Origin of the sequence: Limnohabitans sp. WS1, assembly GCF_003063265.1 — a bacterium.
GTDB lineage: Bacteria > Pseudomonadota > Gammaproteobacteria > Burkholderiales > Burkholderiaceae_C > Limnohabitans_A.
Genome location: NZ_NERU01000003.1, coordinates 179,685 through 200,005, shown reverse-complemented (window position 1 = coordinate 200,005; position 20,321 = coordinate 179,685). Strand labels below are relative to the sequence as shown.

The 20,321-nt window shown below is 61.4% G+C and carries 17 protein-coding genes and 1 tRNA gene; 7 read left to right on the top strand and 11 right to left on the bottom strand.

Going from position 1 to position 20,321, the window contains the following annotated elements; genetic code table 11:
• Positions 1 to 50: 50 nt before the first annotated feature.
• The 5 genes from clpP to B9Z48_RS06510 form a co-directional block, all read right to left on the bottom strand.
• A complete protein-coding gene (gene clpP, locus B9Z48_RS06530; RefSeq protein ID WP_089958641.1) occupies positions 51 to 659 on the bottom strand; it encodes an ATP-dependent Clp endopeptidase proteolytic subunit ClpP in 609 nt (202 codons plus the stop codon).
• Between the two features lie 122 nt (positions 660 to 781).
• Entirely contained in the window at positions 782 to 2,095 is a 1,314-nt protein-coding gene (gene tig, locus B9Z48_RS06525; RefSeq protein WP_089958446.1) for a trigger factor, read from the bottom strand.
• 64 nt (positions 2,096 to 2,159) lie between these two features.
• A tRNA-Leu gene (locus B9Z48_RS06520) sits at positions 2,160 to 2,246 on the bottom strand.
• 116 nt (positions 2,247 to 2,362) lie between these two features.
• Positions 2,363 to 5,518 carry an efflux RND transporter permease subunit gene (locus B9Z48_RS06515; protein WP_108377572.1) on the bottom strand — a complete coding sequence of 1,052 codons (3,156 nt, stop codon included), beginning with the start codon at positions 5,516 to 5,518 and terminating at the stop codon, positions 2,363 to 2,365.
• Positions 5,519 to 5,522: 4 nt separating this feature from the next.
• Positions 5,523 to 6,683: an efflux RND transporter periplasmic adaptor subunit gene (locus B9Z48_RS06510; protein ID WP_108377571.1), complete on the bottom strand. Its 1,161-nt coding sequence runs from the start codon at positions 6,681 to 6,683 to the stop codon at positions 5,523 to 5,525.
• Between the two features lie 87 nt (positions 6,684 to 6,770).
• On the opposite strand from B9Z48_RS06510, the gene B9Z48_RS06505 reads away from it, so the two are divergent.
• Together B9Z48_RS06505 and hpnD are read left to right on the top strand one after the other, a co-directional pair.
• The gene (locus tag B9Z48_RS06505; protein WP_108377570.1) at positions 6,771 to 7,853 is read left to right on the top strand and encodes a squalene/phytoene synthase family protein; all 1,083 of its coding nucleotides are present in this window, start codon (positions 6,771 to 6,773) and stop codon (positions 7,851 to 7,853) included.
• Positions 7,854 to 7,910: 57 nt separating this feature from the next.
• A complete protein-coding gene (gene hpnD, locus B9Z48_RS06500) occupies positions 7,911 to 8,750 on the top strand; it encodes a presqualene diphosphate synthase HpnD (protein ID WP_108377569.1) in 840 nt (279 codons plus the stop codon).
• 48 nt (positions 8,751 to 8,798) lie between these two features.
• Here hpnD and B9Z48_RS06495 read toward each other — a convergent pair whose 3' ends face one another.
• A complete protein-coding gene (locus tag B9Z48_RS06495) occupies positions 8,799 to 9,026 on the bottom strand; it encodes a type II toxin-antitoxin system Y4mF family antitoxin (RefSeq protein ID WP_108377568.1) in 228 nt (75 codons plus the stop codon).
• 81 nt (positions 9,027 to 9,107) lie between these two features.
• Here B9Z48_RS06495 and B9Z48_RS21530 point away from each other — a divergent pair, with 81 nt between their 5' ends.
• The 4 genes from B9Z48_RS21530 to B9Z48_RS06475 all read left to right on the top strand — a co-directional run bounded on the left by B9Z48_RS21530 (position 9,108) and on the right by B9Z48_RS06475 (position 12,291).
• A complete protein-coding gene (locus B9Z48_RS21530; protein WP_158273221.1) occupies positions 9,108 to 9,245 on the top strand; it encodes a hypothetical protein in 138 nt (45 codons plus the stop codon).
• A gap of 111 nt (positions 9,246 to 9,356) precedes the next feature.
• The gene (locus tag B9Z48_RS06485) at positions 9,357 to 9,923 is read left to right on the top strand and encodes a hypothetical protein (protein ID WP_108377566.1); all 567 of its coding nucleotides are present in this window, start codon (positions 9,357 to 9,359) and stop codon (positions 9,921 to 9,923) included.
• Positions 9,923 to 10,144: a helix-turn-helix transcriptional regulator gene (locus B9Z48_RS06480; RefSeq protein ID WP_108377565.1), complete on the top strand. Its 222-nt coding sequence runs from the start codon at positions 9,923 to 9,925 to the stop codon at positions 10,142 to 10,144. Before B9Z48_RS06485 ends, B9Z48_RS06480 begins: the two co-directional genes overlap by 1 nt.
• A gap of 140 nt (positions 10,145 to 10,284) precedes the next feature.
• Positions 10,285 to 12,291, top strand: a complete 2,007-nt coding sequence (locus tag B9Z48_RS06475; RefSeq protein WP_108377564.1) for a S9 family peptidase — start codon at positions 10,285 to 10,287, stop codon at positions 12,289 to 12,291.
• Positions 12,292 to 12,532: 241 nt separating this feature from the next.
• On the opposite strand, the gene B9Z48_RS06470 is transcribed toward B9Z48_RS06475, so the two are convergent.
• Complete coding sequence (locus tag B9Z48_RS06470; RefSeq protein ID WP_108377563.1) at positions 12,533 to 13,183, bottom strand: glutathione S-transferase family protein; 651 nt, start codon at positions 13,181 to 13,183, stop codon at positions 12,533 to 12,535.
• Positions 13,184 to 13,563: 380 nt separating this feature from the next.
• Positions 13,564 to 14,271, bottom strand: coding sequence for an HAD family hydrolase (locus B9Z48_RS06460; RefSeq protein ID WP_108377562.1), 708 nt, complete (start codon positions 14,269 to 14,271; stop codon positions 13,564 to 13,566).
• Positions 14,272 to 14,291: 20 nt separating this feature from the next.
• On the opposite strand from B9Z48_RS06460, the gene hemH reads away from it, so the two are divergent.
• Positions 14,292 to 15,380: a ferrochelatase gene (hemH, locus tag B9Z48_RS06455; protein ID WP_108377561.1), complete on the top strand. Its 1,089-nt coding sequence runs from the start codon at positions 14,292 to 14,294 to the stop codon at positions 15,378 to 15,380.
• Positions 15,381 to 16,253: 873 nt separating this feature from the next.
• Here the strand turns inward: hemH and B9Z48_RS06445 are convergent.
• From B9Z48_RS06445 to B9Z48_RS06435, 3 genes are all read right to left on the bottom strand, one after another.
• Positions 16,254 to 16,883 carry an HAD family phosphatase gene (locus B9Z48_RS06445; protein WP_089958493.1) on the bottom strand — a complete coding sequence of 210 codons (630 nt, stop codon included), beginning with the start codon at positions 16,881 to 16,883 and terminating at the stop codon, positions 16,254 to 16,256.
• A gap of 160 nt (positions 16,884 to 17,043) precedes the next feature.
• Entirely contained in the window at positions 17,044 to 18,099 is a 1,056-nt protein-coding gene (locus tag B9Z48_RS06440) for an ABC transporter ATP-binding protein (RefSeq protein WP_089958498.1), read from the bottom strand.
• A gap of 17 nt (positions 18,100 to 18,116) precedes the next feature.
• Entirely contained in the window at positions 18,117 to 20,318 is a 2,202-nt protein-coding gene (locus B9Z48_RS06435) for an iron ABC transporter permease (RefSeq protein ID WP_108377559.1), read from the bottom strand.
• Positions 20,319 to 20,321: the final 3 nt, after the last annotated feature.

The window sequence follows — 20,321 nt, the reverse complement described above, 5'->3', positions numbered from 1 at the left end:
CCTTTGGAGGTAAACGCCGTGAACCAAAGTGCCGGCCAGGCCGGTCACCCTCAAGCGCGTTTGGAAATCACCTCATCGACCAAGCCATAGTCCTTGGCCTCGGCAGCAGACAAATAATAGTCACGCTCGGTGTCGAGTTCGATCTTTGAAAGCGGCTGGCCGGTGTTTTCGGACAAGATGCGGTTCAAATGAGCGCGCGTTTTGACAATCTCGCGAGCGGCAATTTCAATCTCGGTCGCCTGGCCACGCGCACCGCCCAATGGCTGGTGAATCATGATCTTGGAGTTAGGCAGTGAAAACCGCTTGCCTTTGGCACCCGAGGACAGCAAGAAAGCGCCCATGCTCGCGGCCATGCCATTGCACAGCGTGGACACATCGGGCTTGATGAAGTTCATGGTGTCGTAAATCGCCATGCCTGCGCTCACCGAGCCACCGGGCGAGTTGATGTACAGCGAAATGTCCTTTTCGGGGTTTTCGCTTTCCAAAAACAACAACTGGGCCACGATCAAATTGGCCATGTGGTCGTTGACCTCACCCACCAAAAAGATCACACGCTCTTTGAGCAAACGCGAGTAAATGTCGTAAGCGCGTTCGCCACGGCCCGATTGCTCGACGACCATGGGGACCATGCCCAAATTTGTGATGTCCAGTGCGCTCATCATTTCTCCAAAATTATGTTTGAGACTTTAACCCGTTTGTCAGGCCCACCAATGAGATGGGGCTTGTCTGCCGAACTGCAAGCCCGGCACAAGCCCCATTGTTCAAGGGTTCAAAGACCTCATCAGGCCTGCTGGCCCATCAGCTCTTCAAACGTGATGGCTTTTTCGGTGACCTTGGCTTGGCCCAAAACGAAATCAGACACATTGCTCTCAATGACCACAGCCTCGACTTCGGCCAAACGCTGGTTGTCGCTGTTGTACCAACGCACCACGTCTTCTGGACGCTCGTAGCTGGAGGCCAACTCGAGAATGTGGGCTTGGATTTGCTCAGGCTTGGCGTGCAGTGTGTTGCCGCGCACAACCTCAGCGACCACCAGACCCAGGCGCACGCGCTGCTCGGCTTGGGGACGGAAGATGTCATCGGGAATCGGGGCCTTGTCAGCATCCTTGACGCCGCGCTGCTTCAGATCTGCGCGAGCACCTTCCTTCAGACGCTCGATTTCGTTTTGCACGATGGCTTGGGGCAGGTCCAGCTCGGCCTTGGACACCAGGGCGTCCATGGCGGCTTGCTTGTTGCGAGCCAGCAAGCGGAACTTGACTTCACGCTCGAGGTTTTTGCGGATGTCGGCACGCAGACCTTCGACAGTGGCGTCGGCAATGCCCAAGGACTTGGCCAGGGCTTCGTTGACTTCAGGCAAATGGGCGGCTTCGAGTTTCTTGACCGTGACCATGAAGTCGGCTGTTTTGCCAGCCACATCTTGGCCGTGGTAATCGGCAGGGAAAGCCAAGGGGAAAGTCTTGCTCTCGCCCGTTTTCATGCCGCTCACGGCATCTTCGAATTCCTTGAGCATCTGGCCGTCGCCCAAAATGAACTGGAAGTCATCGGCTTTGCCGCCAGAGAACACTTCACCATCGATCTTGCCTTCGAAGTCGATGGTGGCACGGTCACCCTCTTGGGCAGCCACATCTTGTGCACGCTGGGCGAAGGTACGGCGCTGCTTGCGCAGGATGTCGATGGTTTTGTCGATGGCGGCATCGGACACTTCAGCCGTGAGTTTTTCGACTTCGGTGTCGGCCAGGTTGCCCAGCTTGACTTCGGGATAGACCTCAAAAATGGCATCAAAAGTCAATTGACCTTCGGGTGCGCCTTCTTTTTCAGAGATGCGGGGCTGGCCGGCCACACGCACTTGGGCTTCATTGGCCGCCACCGAGAAGGCTTCACCCACTTTGTCGTTCAGAACTTCGTACTGAACCGAGTAACCGTAACGCTGAGCGACCACGTTCATGGGCACTTTGCCTGGACGGAAACCGTCCATCTTGACGGTGCGGGCCATTTTCTTCAGGCGAGCATCCACTTCAGACTGGATGGCCGTCACAGGCACAGTCAGGGTGATCTTGCGTTCCAGCTTTTCAAGGGTTTCAACAGTCACAGTCATCGTCGTTCTCGGTTAATTGAATGTCTCACAGGCCAACAGGTCAACCCTGTTGCCACAAGTCAGTTGGTGCGCGGGGCGGGACTCGAACCCGCACAGTGTTGCCACCGTCAGGACCTAAACCTGGTGCGTCTACCAATTTCGCCACCCGCGCATGTCCAAACAAAAAGGGCGTCAGGCCCATCACAAGGCCCTAAAGCCCTTTGACACACCTGACCGCCCGCTTGAAATCGGTCAACTTTCTATTTTAGCCGCTTCAATTGCCCAAATTCAGGCATGGGCTTGATTTGGCCGTTCAATTCTGAACCAAGCGGCATACATGGCCGGCAGCGCCAGCAAGGTCAAGGCCGTTGCCACCACCAGCCCCCCCATGATGGCCACCGCCATCGGCCCCCAGAAAATGCTGCGCGACAGCGGGATCATGGCCAAAACTGCTGCAGCAGCGGTCAACACAATCGGGCGCAAACGGCGCACCGCCGACTCCACAATCGCCTGCCATGGGGCCATGCCCGCCGCCCGGTCCTGCTCAATTTGGTCGATCAAGATCACCGAGTTGCGTTGAATCATGCCCATGAGCGCAATCACGCCCAGCAGCGCGACAAAACCAAACGGCCGGTCAAGAACCAACAAAGCCCCCGCTACACCCGCCATGCCCAAAGGCCCGGTCAAAAACACCAGCATCGCGCGGCTGAAACTTTGCAGCTGCAGCATGAGCAAGGTGAAGGTGATGAACAACATGACGGGCACGCCCGCCGCAATCGAGGCCGATCCTTTGGAGCTTTCTTCCACAGCGCCGGCCACCTCAATGCGGTAGCCCATCAAGCCCTGACCTTGCCAAGTGGCCTCGGTTTTTTTCAGGTCGGGCAGCAACTGCGCCGTGACCGTGGCCCCTTGCAGGCCCTCTGCAATATCGGCTTGCACGGTGATGGCAAACTGCCGCCCCTCGCGCCACATCACCCCTGGCTCCCAGGCAAACACCGGTCTGGCCACCTGCAGCAGAGGAATCGAGCGACCTGAGGCCGTGGGCACGTAGGCTTGACCCAAGTCTGACAAGGCATCGCGCTCGGCCAGAGGCTGGCGCAACACGATATCGATGAGCTTGTCGCCTTCGCGGAACTGCCCCACGGGCGTGCCACTGAGCAAAGTGCGAGAAGCCTGTGCAATCGACTGGCTGGTCACCCCCAAGGCCCGCGCTTGGGCTTGGTCGATTTCCAGGCGAACCGACTTGACCGACTCGTTCCAGTTGTCGTTCACACCCCGGGTGTTCGGATTCAAGCGCATTTGAGCCTTGATCTCATCGGCCTTCAAGCGCAAAACCTGCGGATCGGGTCCCACCACGCGAAACTGCACCGGGTAAGGCACAGGCGGCCCGTTGGGCAGCAACTTGACGCGCCCACGCACCTCGGGAAACTCCTGGGCCAACAAAGCAGGCAGCTTGGCCCTCAAAATTTCACGGGTTTTCAAGTCGGTCGGCAGCACGATCAACTGCGACACGTTGGTCTGCGGAAAGACCTGGTCCAGCGGCAAATAAAAGCGCGGCACACCCGAGCCCACCCACGTCGTGACCGATTTCACACCCGCCTCTTGGGCCAAGCGAAGCTCGACCCGTTTGGCCATGTCCTCACTGGCCTTGAATGGCGAGCCCTCTGGCAGCCACAAGTCCACCATGATTTCAGGGCGCGAAGAGTCCGGAAAAAACTGCTGCTGCACCTTGCCCATGCCCACGATCCCCATGGCAAACAGGAACACCGTGATGGCGATCGTCTTCCAGCGGTGCGTCACGCACCAAGTCACCCAAGTGCGGAAGTGGCGGTAAAACGGCGTGTTGAACATCTCGGCAGAGTCCAGCTGTGCGGCGGACACAACATGGGCTGGGGGTTTGAGCAAAACAGCCCCCAAATACGGCACAAAATAAACCGAGGCCACCCAACTGACCAACAAAGCCACCACCGTGACTGCAAAAATCGCAAAGGTGTACTCGCCCGTCATGGACTTGGCCATGCCAATCGGCAAAAAGCCCGCCGCCGTGATCAAGGTGCCCGTGAGCATGGGCATGGCCGTCAATTCATAAGCAAAGGTCGCGGCACGCACCTTGTCATAACCCTCCTCCATCTTGCGCACCATCATCTCCACCGCAATGATGGCGTCGTCCACCAGCAGGCCCAATGCAATGATGAGCGAGCCCAGCGAGATTTTGTGCAAGCCAATGCCCAGATAGTGCATGGCCAAAAAGGTCACCGCCAACACCAGCGGAATGGTGATGCCCACCACCAAACCGGGGCGAATGTCCAAAGTCCAACGCAGCCACAAGGGGTTGTGGCCCGGCCGCTTGTGCAGGCCCAGCGCCAAAAAGCTCACCGCCAACACAATCACCACCGCCTCAATCAGCACCTTGATGAACTCATTGACCGAAGTCGATACCGCACTGGGCTGGTCCTGCACCTGCGTCAGGGTCATGCCTGCAGGCAAGCTGGCCTGGGTGGCCTCGATCGTGCCACGCAAAGACTTGCCCAAAGCAATGATGTCCCCGCCTTTGCCCATGGAAACCCCCAAGGCAATCACTTCCTGGCCGTCGTGGCGCACTTTCACGCTGGCCGGATCGGCATAACCCCGCGTCACGGTGGCGATGTCAGACAAGCGGATTTGCGCCCCCGAAACACCCCGAATCGGCATGGCCTGCAGATCTTGCAGGGACTGCAACTGCCCCCCCACACGCACCTGCACCACATCAGCAGGCGATTGAACACTGCCCGCCGACTCCACCGCGTTTTGCTGGGCCAACTGGGCCAACACAGCGCCCATGTCCAGGCCCATTTGCGCGAGCTTCTTTTGCGACACTTCGACAAAAATCTTTTCGTCTTGAACGCCAAACAGCTCCACCTTGGCCACATCGGGCACGCGCAGCAACTGTTGCCGCAAGCTGTCGGCCTGCGTCTTGATCTCGGCAGGCGTGAAGCCCTGCCCGCTGATGGCGTAAATCACCCCGTACACATCGCCAAACTCGTCGTTAAAAAACGGTCCCACCACGCCTGGCGGCAAACTGCCACGCATGTCGCCGATCTTTTTACGCACGGCGTACCAGACCTGGGGCACGTCGCCGGGCTTGGAGTTGTCCTTGATCTGAAAAATGATCTGCGCCTCACCCGGCTTGGAATAACTGCGTATCTTGTCGGCGTAAGGCACCTCTTGCAGGGTGCGCTCAATTTTGTCGGTCACCTGCTCGGCCATTTGCGCGGCCGTGGCCCCGGGCCAGTAGGCCCGCACCACCATGGCCCGAAAGGTGAAGGGCGGGTCTTCATCCTGGCCCAATTGAAAGTAAGACGCCATGCCCAAGACCATCAACACCACCATCAGGTAGCGGGTCAGGGCCGGGTGCTCCAGCGCCCAGCGCGAGAGGTTAAAACGGTTGTTGTCGGTGCTGTTCATGCGATCACCGCTGCGCTGCAGATGCGCCTGCCACGGCGGGAACGGCCACCGGGGCCGCAGCGGGAGCTGGCGCGTTGTAAACCGTCACCTTCTGGCCGGGCGAGAGCACATGCACACCCGCACTCACCACCTGCTGCCCGGGTTTGAGGCCCGAGGAAATCACGACCTCATTGCCCTCAACCGCTCCCACCTGCACGGGCTGGGTGTTGACCGTCATGCTGGCCGGATCAAACACCCACACCACGGTGCCAGCCCCTTCTTGGCGCAAAGCACTGGTGGGCAACTTGATCACCCCCGCCTGACTGCCCGGCAATTGCGTGGCCAACACATTGACGGTGCTGCCCAAAGGCAAGCGCTCAGACGCCTCCAGCGCCAGCTTGACGGTGTAAGTGCGCGTCACGGGATCGGCACTGGCGGCCAGTTCACGCACCTTGCCTTGTAAAGGCTGGCCCGTGCTCACCAAGGTCGCCCGCAGGCTCTGACCCACTTTCAGGGCCATCGCCATGGCCTCGGACACGGCAAACACCGCATCGCGGGGGCCATCGTGCGCCAGGCGCACCACCGGCTGACCTGCGGACACCACCTGGCCCACCTCGGCGTCAACGCCCGTGATCACGCCCGACTGGGTGGCCGTCAAACGGGCATAACCGGCTTGGTTGTTTTGGGCTTGCGCCTGGGCCTTGGCTTGGTTGAGTTGTGCATCGGCCGCTTTGAGCGTGGCGTCACGCCGCTCCAAGTCGGCACCGCTGATGAAGTTTTGCGCCTTCAAAGCCTCAAAACGCTTGAAATCTGCCGCAGCCAGATCGCGCTGACTCTGGGCCGACACCACCTGAGCCGCCGCCGCCTGGGCCGCCAATTGGTAATCTTTGGCATCGATCAAGGCCAGCAACTGACCCGCCGCCACTCGCTGACCCGGCTCGGCGGGGCGCTGCACCAGCTTGCCCGCCACCTGAAACCCCAAACGAGATTCCACCCGTGCCCGCACCTCGCCCGAATACTCACCCGACACATTCAAATCAGACCCCGACACCGTGACCAGCTTGACCGAACGCAAGGGCTCTTGTGGAGCCTCCTTTTTGGAACAAGCAGCCAAAGTCGCCAACACAAGGGCGGTGGCACAAAAATGAAAAACTCGCCGCGTGGCGAGTGACAAAGAGCGTGGCATGGAATTCCCGGAGAAAAAGATAATGACTGACTGGTTAGTAATCTATTCAAACACAGGCTTTCTGTCAAGCGACAATAGGGATTAACCATGCAAACAGCCTCTCCCATACAGCCCCGCCAAAGTCAAACCCTGAGCGCGGCACACCGGCAAATTTTGCGCGGCGTGTCGCGCTCATTTGACCTGTCCATCCGTCTCCTGCCCCCGGCCCTGCAAGCCCCAGTAGCCATTGGCTACTTGCTGGCCCGTGCCACCGACACCGTGGCCGACACCACCGCCTTGCCCCTGGGCGAGCGCCAAGTGCTGCTGGACCTGATGACCCAAGCCATCGCCGACCCGCACGCCTGGGCCTTGAAAAACCCAGAACTGACCCGCCTGACCCAAGCCTTTGCCGCACAACAAACCGACCCCCACGAACGCGCGCTGATGCAGGCCCTGCCCCAATGCCTGCCGCTCTTGCACACCCTCAATCTGGACGACCAAGCCAGCGTGCGCGGCGTGTTGGGCCACATCACCCGGGGGCAGCAGTTGGACATGGCCCGCTTTAACTCAGGCCCGCAGGGGCTTGAAGCCCTGCAAACCGAAGCCGAGTTGGCCGACTACACCTGGTTGGTGGCCGGTTGCGTGGGCGAGTTCTGGACCGAGCTGTGCGGCCGTCACCTGCCCGGCTACAGCCTGCTGCCGCAAAACGAGATGATGCGCATCGGGCGCGAATACGGCATGGGCCTGCAGCGCCTGAACATCATCCGAGACGCCGGGGCCGATCTGACCGCCGGGCGCTGCTACTGGCCGGTGGAGACTTTGTCGCAGGCAGGCCTGACTCCAGCCATGCTTGCCCAGGCCGCCCAAACCCGGGATGCAGGCACTCTGCAAGCCTTGGCCCCTCTCTACAGCCAGTGGCTGGACCACACCCAAACCCAATTGGCCTGCGGCCTGCGCTACGCCACGGCGCTCAAACCCCTGCGCCTGCGCCTGGCCAGCGCTCTGCCCGCCTTGATTGGGGCGCGCACCGTGGCCCTGTTGCGCCAAGCCGGACCTGCAGCCTTGGGCCAACGCGTCAAAATGCCGCGCCACGAAATACGCGCCTTGCTCTGGCGCATCGCCTTGAGATTCGGATCAGCGGCCGTGCTGGACAGAGAATTTCGGCAACTGAGCGGCAAAGACCTGTCTTGAGCCCGCACCATGACCTTGCGCTTTGACACGCCACTTTAGGTGCGAGAATCCCAGCCCATGAGCCCGCAAGACTACGTCCAGCAAAAAGCCGCCGCCTCGGGCAGCAGCTTCTATTACGCCTTTTTGTTTTTGCCCCCCGAGCGGCGTGCCGCCATCACCGCCTTTTATGCGTTTTGCCGCGAAGTGGACGACGTGGTCGATGAAATCAAAGACCCCAGCGTGGCTGCCACCAAACTCGCCTGGTGGCAAAAAGAAGTGCAACAAGCCTACGCAGGCCAGCCCAGCCACCCCGTCATGCACGCCCTCATGCCCCTGGCCCCCACCTTCGGCATCGAAAGCCGCCACCTCATGGCCGTGATCGAAGGCTGCCAGATGGACCTGAACCAAACCCGCTACCTGGACTTTGCGGGCCTGACGAAATACTGCCACCTGGTGGCCGGTGTGGTGGGCGAAGTCGCCGCCCGCATCTTTGGCCAGACCGACGAGGCGACCACGGCCTATGCGCACAAACTGGGCCTGGCCTTTCAGATGACGAACATCATCCGCGATGTGGGCGAAGACGCCCTGCGCGGCCGCATCTACCTGCCGCTGGACGAACAGCAACGCTTTGGCGTCAAAGCGCAAGACCTGATGCAGCGCGACTATTCAGACCGCTTCACCGCGCTGATGAAGTTCCAGACCGACCGCGCCCACGCCCTGTACGACGAAGCCCTGGCCCTGCTGCCTGCGGCCGACCGCCGCGCCCAAAAACCCGGCCTCATGATGGCCAGCATCTACCGCACCTTGCTGCGCGAAATCGAAGCTTCGGGCTTTCAGGTGCTGCACCAGCGTATCGCGCTCACGCCGCTGCGCAAGCTGTGGCTGGCTTGGAAGATGCAGGCGCTGGGGCGGTTTTGATGCCAGCAGCTTGAAGGGCGTGCACGGCATGACGTCTCAGCAAGAACGTCAGACGCCCGCCTCTGGAAATCCATGGATATGGATTTCACCTCCCAACGCTTGTATGACGCGCAGCACCAGTGCCAGTTGCACCGATGGCTTGCCTGCCTCCAGCTCCACGACAAAGCGCACACCGACCACTGCCGCCAAGGCCAACTGAGGCTGCGTGAGCGCGAGCTGCTTGCGGGCGGCGCGGATGGCCTCGCCCAATTGCTGTGGTGTTTGAATGCTGGTCATGGCTTGGTAAATTTCCCGTTCAGGAAATTTTGTACCAGAACTCACTTCAAGACCAGGTGCATTTCCCGAACGGGAAATTTTTTGTATTTCAAGGGCATAAGGCTCAATCATTTCCCGTACGGGAAATCAACCTGTCACTCGACGACGGCAGGCAGCGCGCTCACGCTGCTGCGCAAGCTGTGGCTGGCTTCGAAGATGCAGGCGCTGGTGCGGCTCTGAACATCCCTACAGAACTATTTTTTGAAATAAAAATTTAATACAAAACAATAAATTTTTTGTTTAAATTTTATTTTTGAGTTCCAATGGACTCTTTTCACAAGGAGGCATGGCATGAACTCATCAATCACCCCATCCGCAGAGCGTCACGCCCCACTGCGGCGCAAAGTCGCCACAGTCATCTGGACCCTGAGAGTCCTGGGCAGCATCTACACACTCTGGGTGCTGCTTCACATTCTTCACCCCTTGCGAGACCCCTCGGAATTTCTGCACAAGGTCGGCAGTTATTGGCAACGCGATCTCAACGCTGGTGCGAGTTGGCAACTGGGCAGCGCCGTTGGACTCAATCTGTCCCTGTGGTTCCTGTTGTTGGCCGCTGTCATTTGTTTGTGGCAAGGCACCCAACATTTGCTGCGCGACATGGGCTTGAGCACCATCACCAGCAGCTGGCTGCAACGCGGTGCCTGGGCAGGCTTGGGTTGTGCCGTGCTGGGCATCGTGACTCGCCCACTCTGGAGTTACCTGGTCACCCTGCACCTGCCCCCGCAATCTCAGCTCTGGAATTGGGAAATACACCCCAGCGACTTGCTGGGCCTGTTGATTTGCGGCGTCTTGCTCATGCTGTCTTACCTCATGGCCTGGATGTCGGAAATCGCCGAAGAAAACAAAGCGTTTGTCTGATGCCCATCGTCGTGCAACTCGACCTGATGCTGGCCCGCCGCAAGATGCGCTCACGCGATCTGGCCGCCGCCGTCGGCATCTCCGAAGTCAACATCTCACTGCTCAAGTCCGGCAAGGTCAAAGGCGTGCGCTTTGACACGCTGGAGCGCATCTGCGAAGTCTTGCAATGCCAGCCGGGGGATTTGTTGGTTCATGAACCCCAACCCCCCGAATCCACATGATCCGACTGCGCACCCTCACACAGGACCGACTGCGACCGACGGCTGGCCCAAGTGGGGAGCCCGAACTTGCTGCACGTCATTGAGCGGATGAACGAGGGCGCGGACTTTGAAGCCGCCTACACCCCTCCAGCACAACAACCATGACCCCTCTGTCCACCCAGACCCGCCATACAGCCATGTGCCTCACACCATTCCCCATCTGGACTCGCTTCACACGCTGGGGCATGACCGCCTTGATCGCCACACTGGCCGCTTGCGCCAGCGTGCCCACGCCGTCCAGCAACGCCGCCCCTGCCTTGATCCCCGTGCGTGACTTGATGGCCGATTGGAACGGCTCCGGGGCTTATCAAATTTCGCCCGATGGCCAGCGCCTGATGTGGGTGGCCCGCCTGGGTCTGGGGCCGGGGCTGTTTGTCAAAAACCTGAAAACAGCTGAGGTCAAGAGCTACAAAATTTCAGGCGGTGGCGTCTGGGCACGCGACAGCCGCCACATCCTGCTGCAGATGTCCGACCAAGCTGACGAAAACACCCACGTCTGGATGCTCGACACCGACCAACCTCAACTGGCTGCCCGAGACCTGACCCCGTTTGCCGGATCCCGCTCATACATCCTGCGCACCTTGCCCTACAGCAGCGACCTGATCATTGCCAGCAATCGGCGTGACCCCAAATTCGACGACGTGTACCGCTACAGCATGACCACCGGCAAACTCAAATTGTTGGCCACCAATCCCGGCCATGTGGGCACATGGCTGGTCAACGATGACGGTGCGGTGATCGGTCGTGCCCGGCTTGAGGACGCGACATGGGTTTTCGAAACCCCGTTGGACACCGCCCAACAGGCATGGAGCCGCCGCTTTGAAGTCAGTTACTTTGACACCCTGACCCCTGTGGCCCCCAGCGCCACACCCGGCCACTGGTGGGCCATGTCCAACAGGGGGCGGGACAAACTGGTGCTGGTCGAGATCAACTTGCACGATGGTGCCGAGCGCTTCGAACACGCCGATGCCCGCGTGGACTTGGTCGGTGTCATCTGGAGTTGCCTGCAAAACCGTCCCGTGGCGGTGGTGTCCGACCCCGACACCCAGCAATGGCAGGTCTTTGATACCGCACTCGCCCAAGCCCTGCAAAACCTCAAAGGCCAAACCGATGCCCGCGTCAGCATCAACAACCGGAGCGACGACGAGCGCTGGATGAGCGCCACCGTGACCCGCCACAACGGCGGCGAGCATGTGCTCTACGACCTGCAAACGCAGTCTTTTGAGGTGCTGGCCCAACTGGGCAGCAGCCGCATGAACGCCACTGCGCCCCTTGCACCGCAACAGCCCGTCACCTTCAAAAGTGGCGATGGCCTGGACGTGCATGGTTACCTGAGCATGCCGCCGGGCGTGGCCAAGCCCTACCCCACGGTGGTCTATGTGCATGGCGGTCCGTGGAGGCGGGATGTGCATCAAAGCAACGACCCCATGTTGTCCTTTCTGACCAACCGGGGCTATGCCGTGCTGCAAGTCAACTACCGGGGCTCCAGCGGGTATGGCAAAGCCTTCATGAACGCGGGTCAAGGTGAATTTGCAGGCAAGATGCACAGCGACCTGATCGATGCCGTCGATACCCTGGTGGCCCAAGGCGTGGTGGACCCGAAACGCGTGGCCATCAGCGGTGCCAGTTATGGCGGCTACGCCAGCCTGGTGGGCATGACGCACACACCGGGGCGATTCCGCTGCGCTATCAGCCATGTGGGCGTGACCGACTTGGCCGCCCTGCTGAACGACGCGCCGCCTTATTGGGAGTTGGGCAAACCCCTCTGGATTCGCTATGTGGGCAACCCCGCCGACCCCGCCCAACGCGCCGCCATGCAAGAGCGCTCACCGCTTTTCAAAGCCGACCGCGTGCAAGGCCCGATTTTGTTGATGCACGGCGAGCACGACCCCCGCGTCAAAGTCAGCCAGTCGCTGCAAATGGCCGAGGCCCTGCGGGCGAACGGCAAGCCGGTTGAACTGGCCTTGTTCGACAAAGCCGGACATGGCTTTCACAGGTGGCAGGACAACATGGTCGCCTACCGCAAAATCGAAGACTTCCTGGCCCGTTGCCTGGGCGGTCGCACGGGCGGGTTTGACTTTTTTGAGCTGGGGGCGAAGTTGTTTTAGGGCTATGGATCACCCAAAAAGCATCTCGCATGAACGCTTTTTTGAAGGAGCGACGCCCCAATCGCGATAAGCCTCGCAGACCACCAAGAATCGCCCCGAGGGCGGGGCTCCTACAAAATGCAGCGCAATGCCCCCGTAGGAGCGACGCCCTCGTCGCGATCACCCTCGCAGACCACCAAGAATCGCCCCGAGGGCGGGGCTCCCAAACGGTTCACATCGCTGAGCGCAATGCCCCCGCCCTTCACTTCAGCGCACGGGCTTGCTTGTGGGCAGGACGCTCCACACAGGCATGCAGCCAGGCGGAAAGGGCTGGGTACTGCGCCAACAAATCCCCGGCTGGACGCACCCAACTGACCACACTGGCCACGCACACGTCGGCCACGGTGAAGCGGTTGTCGGCCAGATAAGCCTGCCCTTGGGCATTTTGGGCCTGCAGGTGTTTTTCCAGCACGGCCAAGGGCACTTTCAGGCGACTTTCGGCGCGATCGGCCAACTCGGGTTTGCGCTGATCGGCGGGCATGGCCATGCGGTGCATGAGCACCGTGAGCGCATCACTCTCCAGTTCGGACACCGTCCAAAAGCTCCAGCGCAGGGCCTCGGCCTCTTCACGGGCATTGGCAGGTGTGATCGACTGGCCGTCAGCCTTGCCATGCACGCGAGCGATGTACAGGGCGCAGGCCATGCTCTCCCACACGGTGACAGCGCCTTCGGGGCGCTCGTCCACCACCACCGGAATGTGACCATTGGGGTTGATGGCCAAAAACTCGGGCGTGCGCGTGGCACCGCCTTGGTAAGGCGTGGCAATGTGCTCAAACGGCACACCCAGCTCCAACGCAGCCCACAAAGGACGTGCGGCACGCGATGCGCCAATGCCGTAAATTTTCAATGTCATGTCAGTTTCCTCCTGTTCAGATAGCGCAGCTTCCATGTCGGGGCTGAAGCCACCGACGATTGATCCAAGCCAATGATGTCTGCATGAACGCCTTTTTGTAGGAGCGACGCCCTCATCGCGATAAAGCCCCACAGACCACCAAGAATCGCCCCGAGGGCGGGGGCTCCCACAAAATGCAGGGCTCCCACAAAGTGCAGGGCATCTCCCCTGTAGGAGCGATGCCCTCGTCGCGATAAAGCCCCGCAGACAACCAAGAATCGCCCCGAGGGCGGGGCTCCCACAAAATGACGATCGCCCCGAGGGAATGGCCCCCACTCGGCTCTCATCACTGATCGCAATGCCGAAGACAAACCGTTCACCTCAAACCCCGCAGGACCGGATCAATCAGCGTATTCGGGCCAACTGGCGCACAGCGCGTGCAAGTCTCGCACCTCCAAGTGAGGCCGCGTGTCGCCATGGGTCCACTCGTGGCCTTCGCGGTTGAGCCAAGCCACCTGCATGCCGGCAGCCAAAGCGCCCACGCAGTCGGCATGTGCGTCGTCGCCAATGTGCAGCACCTCGTGCGGTGCCACACCTGCGGCCTCGGCACCGGCCACAAAGATGCGCAGGTCCGGCTTGGCCACGCCGAGCGACTGGGCGCTCACGCTGGCGTGAAAGTGATGGCCAATGCCCACGCGGTGCACATCGGCGTTGCCATTCGACAAGGCCACCACCGGATAGCGCTGGCTCCAAAAGGCCAAGGCGGGCAGCGCATCGTCAAACAAGTCCACCCGCTGGCGTTCGGCAAAAAAGGCTTCAAACGCAGGCTCGGCCAAGTGCACCGGATCCCCGGCTTGCTGCAACAAGGCGCGAATCGACTGCAAGCGCAAAAACGACAAATCATGCGCCCGGTCGGCGTGGCGGGCGTTGATCTCGGCGCGAACGGCTTTTTTGAGCTCGGCATCGGCCGACAGCGCCGCCGTGCTGGGCGCATGTGCGGTCAGCCATGCGGTCAACACGGCCTCGGCCCGGCCAATGGTGGGCCAGACGGGCCACAAAGTGTCGTCCAGATCGAGGGTAATGGCTTTGATTCGGGGAATGTCAATCATGGTGAGGGAGAATACCCCACATGGCATTTCAAAAAGAACCCTCCTTCCAGCATGGTCAAGCCGCCAAAACGGCCGTCTTGTACTGCAACCTCGGCACCCCGAGTGCCCCCACCGCCCCTGCCCTGCGCAAATACCTGGCCGAGTTTTTGGGCGACAGTCGCGTGGTCGAGATCCCCAAGCCCATCTGGTGGCTGATCCTGCACGGCATCATTTTGCGGGTGCGCCCCAAAAAGTCGGCCGCCAAATACGCCAGCATTTGGACCGAAGGCGGCTCGCCGCTCAAAGTGTTCACCGAACAACAAGCCCATTCGCTGGGCACCGCGCTGCAAGAGCGTGGCCACAACGTCAGCGTGCGTTACGCCATGCGTTACGGCCAGCCGTCCATCCCCGAACAGCTGAACGCCCTCAAGGCCGAAGGCGTGCAGCGCGTGCTGATCGTGCCCGCCTACCCCCAATACAGCGGAACCACCACCGCCAGCGTGTTCGACGCCGTTTACCGCTGGGGCCTGAAAACCCGGCTGGTGCCCGAGATGCGCTTTGTCAACCGCTACCACGACGACCCGCGTTACATCGCCTCGCTGGCCCAAACCGTGCGTGAACACTGGGCCGCCCACGGCCAGGCCGAGAAGTTGGTGATGAGTTTCCATGGCGTGCCCGAACGCACCCTGCAACTGGGCGACCCCTACCACTGCGAATGCATGAAAACCGGCCGCCTGCTGGCCGAAGCATTGGACCTGAGCAAGGACCAATACAAACTCACCTTCCAGTCGCGCTTTGGCAAAGCCAAGTGGCTGGAGCCCTACACCGAACCCACGCTGATCGCCATGGCGCAGCAAGGCGTGAAAAAGGTCGACGTGATCTGCCCAGGCTTCACCAGCGACTGCCTGGAAACGCTGGAAGAAATCCAGCAAGAAGCGCAAGAAGCCTTCCTGCATGCAGGCGGCGAAAGCTTCAGCTACATCTCCTGCCTGAACAACCACGCCCAGTGGATTGAGGCTTTGGCCGACATCAGCCTGGGGCACATGCAGGGCTGGGATTTGTCAGCGCCAGATGCCAAGGCGCTGGCCGCCAGCCGGGAGCGGGCATTGGCGCATGGGGCGAAAAACTGACAGGCTTGATTCGGCCAAGTGAAGTTGGCATGTCCGAATTTTTGTAGGAGCGACGCCCCCGTCGCGATCACCCTCGCAAACCACCAATAATCGCCCCGAGGGCGGGGCTCCCACAAAATGCAGGAGGCCCCCTGTAGGAGCGACGCCCCCGTCGCGAAAAGCCTCGCAGACCACCTCCATCGCCCCGAGGGCGGGGCTCCTACAAAATGCAGGAGGCCCCCTGTAGGAGCGACGCCCCCGTCGCGAAAAGCCTCGCAGACCACCTCCATCGCCCCGAGGGCGGGGCTCCTACAAAATACAAGTGCCCCCTTGTAGGAGCGACGCCCCCGTCGCGATCACCCTCGCAAACCACCAATAATCGCCCCGAGGGCGGGGCTCCCACAAAATGCAGGAGGCCCCCTGTAGGAGCGACGCCCCCGTCGCGAAAAGCCTCGCAGACCACCTCCATCGCCCCGAGGGCGGGGCTCCTACAAAATGCAGGAGGCCCCCTGTAGGAGCGACGCCCCCGTCGCGAAAAGCCTCGCAGACCACCTCCATCGCCCCGAGGGCGGGGCTCCTACAAAATACAAGTGCCCCCTTGTAGGAGCGACGCCCCCGTCGCGAAAAGCCCCGCAGACCACCACCCATCGCCCCGAGGGCGGGGCTCCCACAAAATACAAGTGCCCCCCTGTAGGAGCGACGCCCCCGTCGCGAAAAGCCTCGCAGGGCACCTCCATCGACCCGAGGACGGGGCACCCACGGCGATACCTTGGCCGATCTCAGTGCCCACACCCAGCCGTTCAGTACGAGGCAGCTCTGTGCTGGATTGACGCGCCCGTTGGGCAATGGCACAGACTCAGCATGTCAGGGCTGATGCCGCTGACCAGCGGGCCGTCAAGCGCCCAACCACCCCCGCACCACCAAGTCCGCCCTCACCTGCTCCGGCGTCTCAAAGCGGATGCCCTGCCAGCCGTGTTGCTCGGCAGCGTCGATGTTGTGTTGCACGTCGTCGATGAACACCGGCTGGCCGCGCAATGGCCACCGCGCTTGCGCCGTGGCAAAAATGTCGGGCTTGGGTTTGATCTGCTGCACATGCGCTGAAAAGATGCCGTCGTCAAATTGGCTGAAAAACGGGTTCACCCGCACCAGATGCTCGGCATAGCCTGCAGGCATGTTGGACAGGTAATACAGCCGATGGCCTTGCGCTTTCAGCGCGTGGATCAGGTCCACCGTGCCGGGGATGGGCTGCAGGTGCGCGGGGATGCAGGCAATCAAGTGCCGCAAATCGGCCTCAGCCAAACCGGTGCGGGCGGCGATGCGTTGGGCCAGCGGCTCGGGCTCGATGCGGCCCAGGTCAAACAGCGCCCAGTCGGCCTCGGGGTGAAAGGTTTCAAAAATCTGGCTGGCCCATTGGCGGGCCTCGGCCTCGCTGCGCACTTGCGCTGGGAACAGCTCTTGCAGCAGCATCAGCGGCTGCCAGCGAAACACCACACCGCCCAAATCAAACACCACGTCTTGGCTCATTGCATGTCTTTCTTTGTTGGCCCATTCAAGGGGCCGTAGGTCGGAGCTTTAGCTCCGACAAATGTCAGCGGTGCACTGTGTCGGGGATAAAGCCACCGACCTCCAAAAGACACCGGACTCTGTTTCAGCATGCACCCCCATGGGGCACCTTGACACAAACTCACACCGCAACCGCAGCAATGCTGCGGCCGGGCAGGCTCAGGGCCAGCACTTGGCCGATGCGCCAGTCGCGGCCCACCTCGGGGGACACCACAAACACCGGACCCAACTCGGTCTCAAATGTCAGCTCCATGAAGCTGCCCAAATAGGCACACTGTTTGAGCAAACCGCGCAAAACCTGCTGGGGCTGTTCGCCTCCCGCCAGCTCACGCCCCACCAACCAAGCCTCGGGGCGCACCGCTGCACGCACCGCACCGGGGGCGACCAGGTGGCGCGGCACCAGCCGCAGCGGGCCCAGCTGCACCATGCCGTCGCTGAGCGACTGTCCATCAAACAGCACCGCCTCGCCCATGAAGCCGGCCACAAAGGCCGAGGTCGGGCGTTCATACAGGTCTTGCGGCGTGCCCGCCTGCGCAATGCGCCCTGCCTCCATGACGATGATCTGGTCGCTCACGGCCAGGGCTTCGCTTTGGTCGTGCGTCACATAGGCCACCGTCAGGCCCAAGCGCTGCTGCAGATGGCGAATCTCGTCGCGCATGGACCGGCGCAGCCGGGCGTCCAAGTTGGACAGTGGCTCATCAAAGAGCAACACCGAAGGCTCCAGCACCAGGGCGCGGGCCAGGGCCACGCGTTGCTGCTGACCACCCGACAGTTCACTGGGCAGGCGCTCTTCGTAACCCGCCAGCCCCACCAGAGCCAGGCTTTTTTGGGCACGCTCCAAAGCTTCGGCTTTGTGCACACCGCTCACGTCCAAGCCGTAGCGCACGTTGCCGATCACGTTCATGTGCGGGAACAGCGCGTAGCTTTGGAACACCATGCTCACATTGCGCTCGGACGGGCCCAGATGTGTCACGTCCACACCGTCGATCAAAATCTGCCCGCCCGAGGGCGCTTCCAGCCCCGCGATCATGCGCAAGGTGGTGGTTTTGCCGCAGCCTGATGGCCCCAAGATGGTGGTCAAGTTGCCCTTGGGCACCAAAAAGTCGATGCCCTGCACCACCAGTGGCGAGTTGGCCCCGCCATAGCGTTTGGTGACTTGTTTGAATTGAATGCCCATGCTGTTGAATCCTTGTCTCAAGCCGATGTGACCACAGTGGCCCGCCGCCCCAGCTGCCGCTGGCCCACCAGCTTTTGTATGCCCCAGGTGATGACCGACATGAGCACCATGAGCACCGTGCAGTAAGCCAGCGCCACGCCATAGTCGCCATTGCCCACGCGGCCAATGATGTAGGTCGTGGCCAGCTCGTATTGCGCCGTGACCAAAAAGATCACCGCCGACACCGTCGTCATCGAGCGCACAAAGCTGTAAACCAGCGCCGCCACCAGCGCGGGTTTGAGCAGCGGCAACACCACCCGGCGCAGTGTGGTCAGCGTGCTGGCCCGCAGCATTTGCGAGGCTTCGTCCAGCGACCGGTCCAGCTGCTTGAAGGCCGCCGTGCCCGCCCGCACGCCCACCGGCAAATTGCGGAACACAAAACACAACACGATGACCAGCCCGGTGCCGGTCAGCTCTACAGGCGGCACATTGAAGGCCAGGATGTAGCTCACGCCCAGCACAGTGCCCGGAATGGCGAAGGTCAGCAGTGCAGAAAATTCGAACGCCGCCTTGCCCCGGAACTCGGTGCGGGCCAGCAACCAGGCGATCAGCAAGCCCACGCCCGCGCAAATGGGCGCGGCCATGGCCGACAGGCTGAGCGTGGTGAAGAGCGACTTCCAGGCCGTGCCCGCAAACACCCAGCCAAACTCGCCCTGCTGCACATCGAACGCAGTTTTGAAATGCGCCAGCGTGAAGCTGAAGTCACGCCCCCAGGTCTGCACAAAGCCGCCCGCAAACGCAAACAGGTACACCACCACGGTGAACAAGAGCCACGGTCCTGCCACGCTGCGGCACACACGCAGCACCGCAGGCGGCAAAGCCATGGCCACGCCCGCATCGCCCTTGCCCGAGACGGTGGTGAAACTGCTGCCCGAGAGCACCCGGCGCTGCACCAAAAACACCGCCAGCGCAAAGGCCGTGAGCACCAGCGCCAAAGCTGCGGCCATGCCCGGGTCCAGTGCCGCGCCCACGATGGCAAAAAAGATTTCGGTGGACAGCACCGCGTACTGCCCACCCAGAATGATGGGGTTGCCAAAGTCAGCCATGCTCTCGATGAAACCCACCAGAAAGGCGTTGGCCAGCCCCGGCTTGAGCAGGGGCAACGTCACCGTCCAGAAGGTTTGCATGCGGCTGGCCCGCAGGGTTTGTGCAGCCTCTTCCATGCTGGGGCTCACGCCCTGCACCACGCCGCGCATGATCATGAAGGCAATGGGCGTGAAGGCGAACATCTGCGCCAGCCAGATGCCAAACACGCCGTAAAACCAGCGCCCGGGCTCGATGCCGAAGGCCCACTCCAAGCCTTGGTTGAACAGGCCCGCACGGCCAAACAACAGAATCAAGCCCAGTCCCACCACAAAGGGCGGCGTGATGATGGGCAGCATGGCCAAAATATTGAGCGGTTTGGACAAGCGCGTGCCGCCTCGTTCAGCCCACAAGGCCAGCAAAGTGCCCATGACGGTGGTGCCGGTGGCGGTGATGAAGGCCAGCCACAAAGTGTTCCAAGCGACGCCGCAGCGCCCCTCGCCCTGCAAGCAGCCCAGGCCCCACACGCGTTCGGTGGCCACACGGTCCAGCAGGTGCCCCCAGGCATAAGCGCCCGCATCGTCCACCCAAGCGGCCACCAAAGAGCGCAGCACAGGGTAGACCACAAACAGCGCCAGCAGCGCCGTGCAGCCGACCACCGCTGCGGCCACAAACACATCACCCCGAAAACCGCCCAAACGCGCCAGCGCAGCGCCCAAAAGCACCAACAAACTAAGCAAAACCAGCGCAGCGCCCCAACCCATGCCGTACTGGCCAACCGGCAAAGCGCCCCACGCCGATTCCAGCGATGCAAAAGCCCAGCCCGTGGCCCCAATGGCAAAACCACTGCCCAACAGGCCCAGCAAGCCCGTCAAGCTGCCCAGCAACAACAGGGCACCTTGCTGGCGGGCAGGCCAAGGCCGCATGACCGCCAAGGCGCAGCCGCCCAAACCCAGCGCCGCCGACCACAACCAAGGCCGCCCATGTTGCAAGGCCTGCGCCCAGCCGCTGGCTGTTTCGGCCCCGGCCCAGACGCCGGGCAAGGCCTGCACCAAGGACATTTGCTGCAAAAAATACCAAGGCAGCAGCGCAAAGCTGAGCAAGCCCAAAAGGACCCACCCTTGCAATGCGCGCTGCAAACGCAACGCTGGATTCATCTC

What these genes read in the sequence shown, in the direction of transcription:
- B9Z48_RS06480 (WP_108377565.1), top strand. Translation starts at nt 9,923, where the DNA reads ATGCCCATCGTCGTGCAACTCGACCTGATGCTGGCCCGCCGCAAGATG.
- tig (WP_089958446.1), bottom strand. Translation starts at nt 2,095, where the DNA reads ATGACTGTGACTGTTGAAACCCTTGAAAAGCTGGAACGCAAGATCACC.
- B9Z48_RS06475 (WP_108377564.1), top strand. Translation starts at nt 10,285, where the DNA reads ATGACCCCTCTGTCCACCCAGACCCGCCATACAGCCATGTGCCTCACA.
- hpnD (WP_108377569.1), top strand. Translation starts at nt 7,911, where the DNA reads ATGAGCCCGCAAGACTACGTCCAGCAAAAAGCCGCCGCCTCGGGCAGC.
- B9Z48_RS06445 (WP_089958493.1), bottom strand. Translation starts at nt 16,883, where the DNA reads ATGAGCCAAGACGTGGTGTTTGATTTGGGCGGTGTGGTGTTTCGCTGG.
- B9Z48_RS06505 (WP_108377570.1), top strand. Translation starts at nt 6,771, where the DNA reads ATGCAAACAGCCTCTCCCATACAGCCCCGCCAAAGTCAAACCCTGAGC.
- B9Z48_RS06440 (WP_089958498.1), bottom strand. Translation starts at nt 18,099, where the DNA reads ATGGGCATTCAATTCAAACAAGTCACCAAACGCTATGGCGGGGCCAAC.
- B9Z48_RS06515 (WP_108377572.1), bottom strand. Translation starts at nt 5,518, where the DNA reads ATGAACAGCACCGACAACAACCGTTTTAACCTCTCGCGCTGGGCGCTG.
- B9Z48_RS06485 (WP_108377566.1), top strand. Translation starts at nt 9,357, where the DNA reads ATGAACTCATCAATCACCCCATCCGCAGAGCGTCACGCCCCACTGCGG.
- B9Z48_RS06495 (WP_108377568.1), bottom strand. Translation starts at nt 9,026, where the DNA reads ATGACCAGCATTCAAACACCACAGCAATTGGGCGAGGCCATCCGCGCC.
- B9Z48_RS06460 (WP_108377562.1), bottom strand. Translation starts at nt 14,271, where the DNA reads ATGATTGACATTCCCCGAATCAAAGCCATTACCCTCGATCTGGACGAC.
- B9Z48_RS06510 (WP_108377571.1), bottom strand. Translation starts at nt 6,683, where the DNA reads ATGCCACGCTCTTTGTCACTCGCCACGCGGCGAGTTTTTCATTTTTGT.
- clpP (WP_089958641.1), bottom strand. Translation starts at nt 659, where the DNA reads ATGAGCGCACTGGACATCACAAATTTGGGCATGGTCCCCATGGTCGTC.
- hemH (WP_108377561.1), top strand. Translation starts at nt 14,292, where the DNA reads ATGGCATTTCAAAAAGAACCCTCCTTCCAGCATGGTCAAGCCGCCAAA.
- B9Z48_RS06470 (WP_108377563.1), bottom strand. Translation starts at nt 13,183, where the DNA reads ATGACATTGAAAATTTACGGCATTGGCGCATCGCGTGCCGCACGTCCT.
- B9Z48_RS06435 (WP_108377559.1), bottom strand. Translation starts at nt 20,318, where the DNA reads ATGAATCCAGCGTTGCGTTTGCAGCGCGCATTGCAAGGGTGGGTCCTT.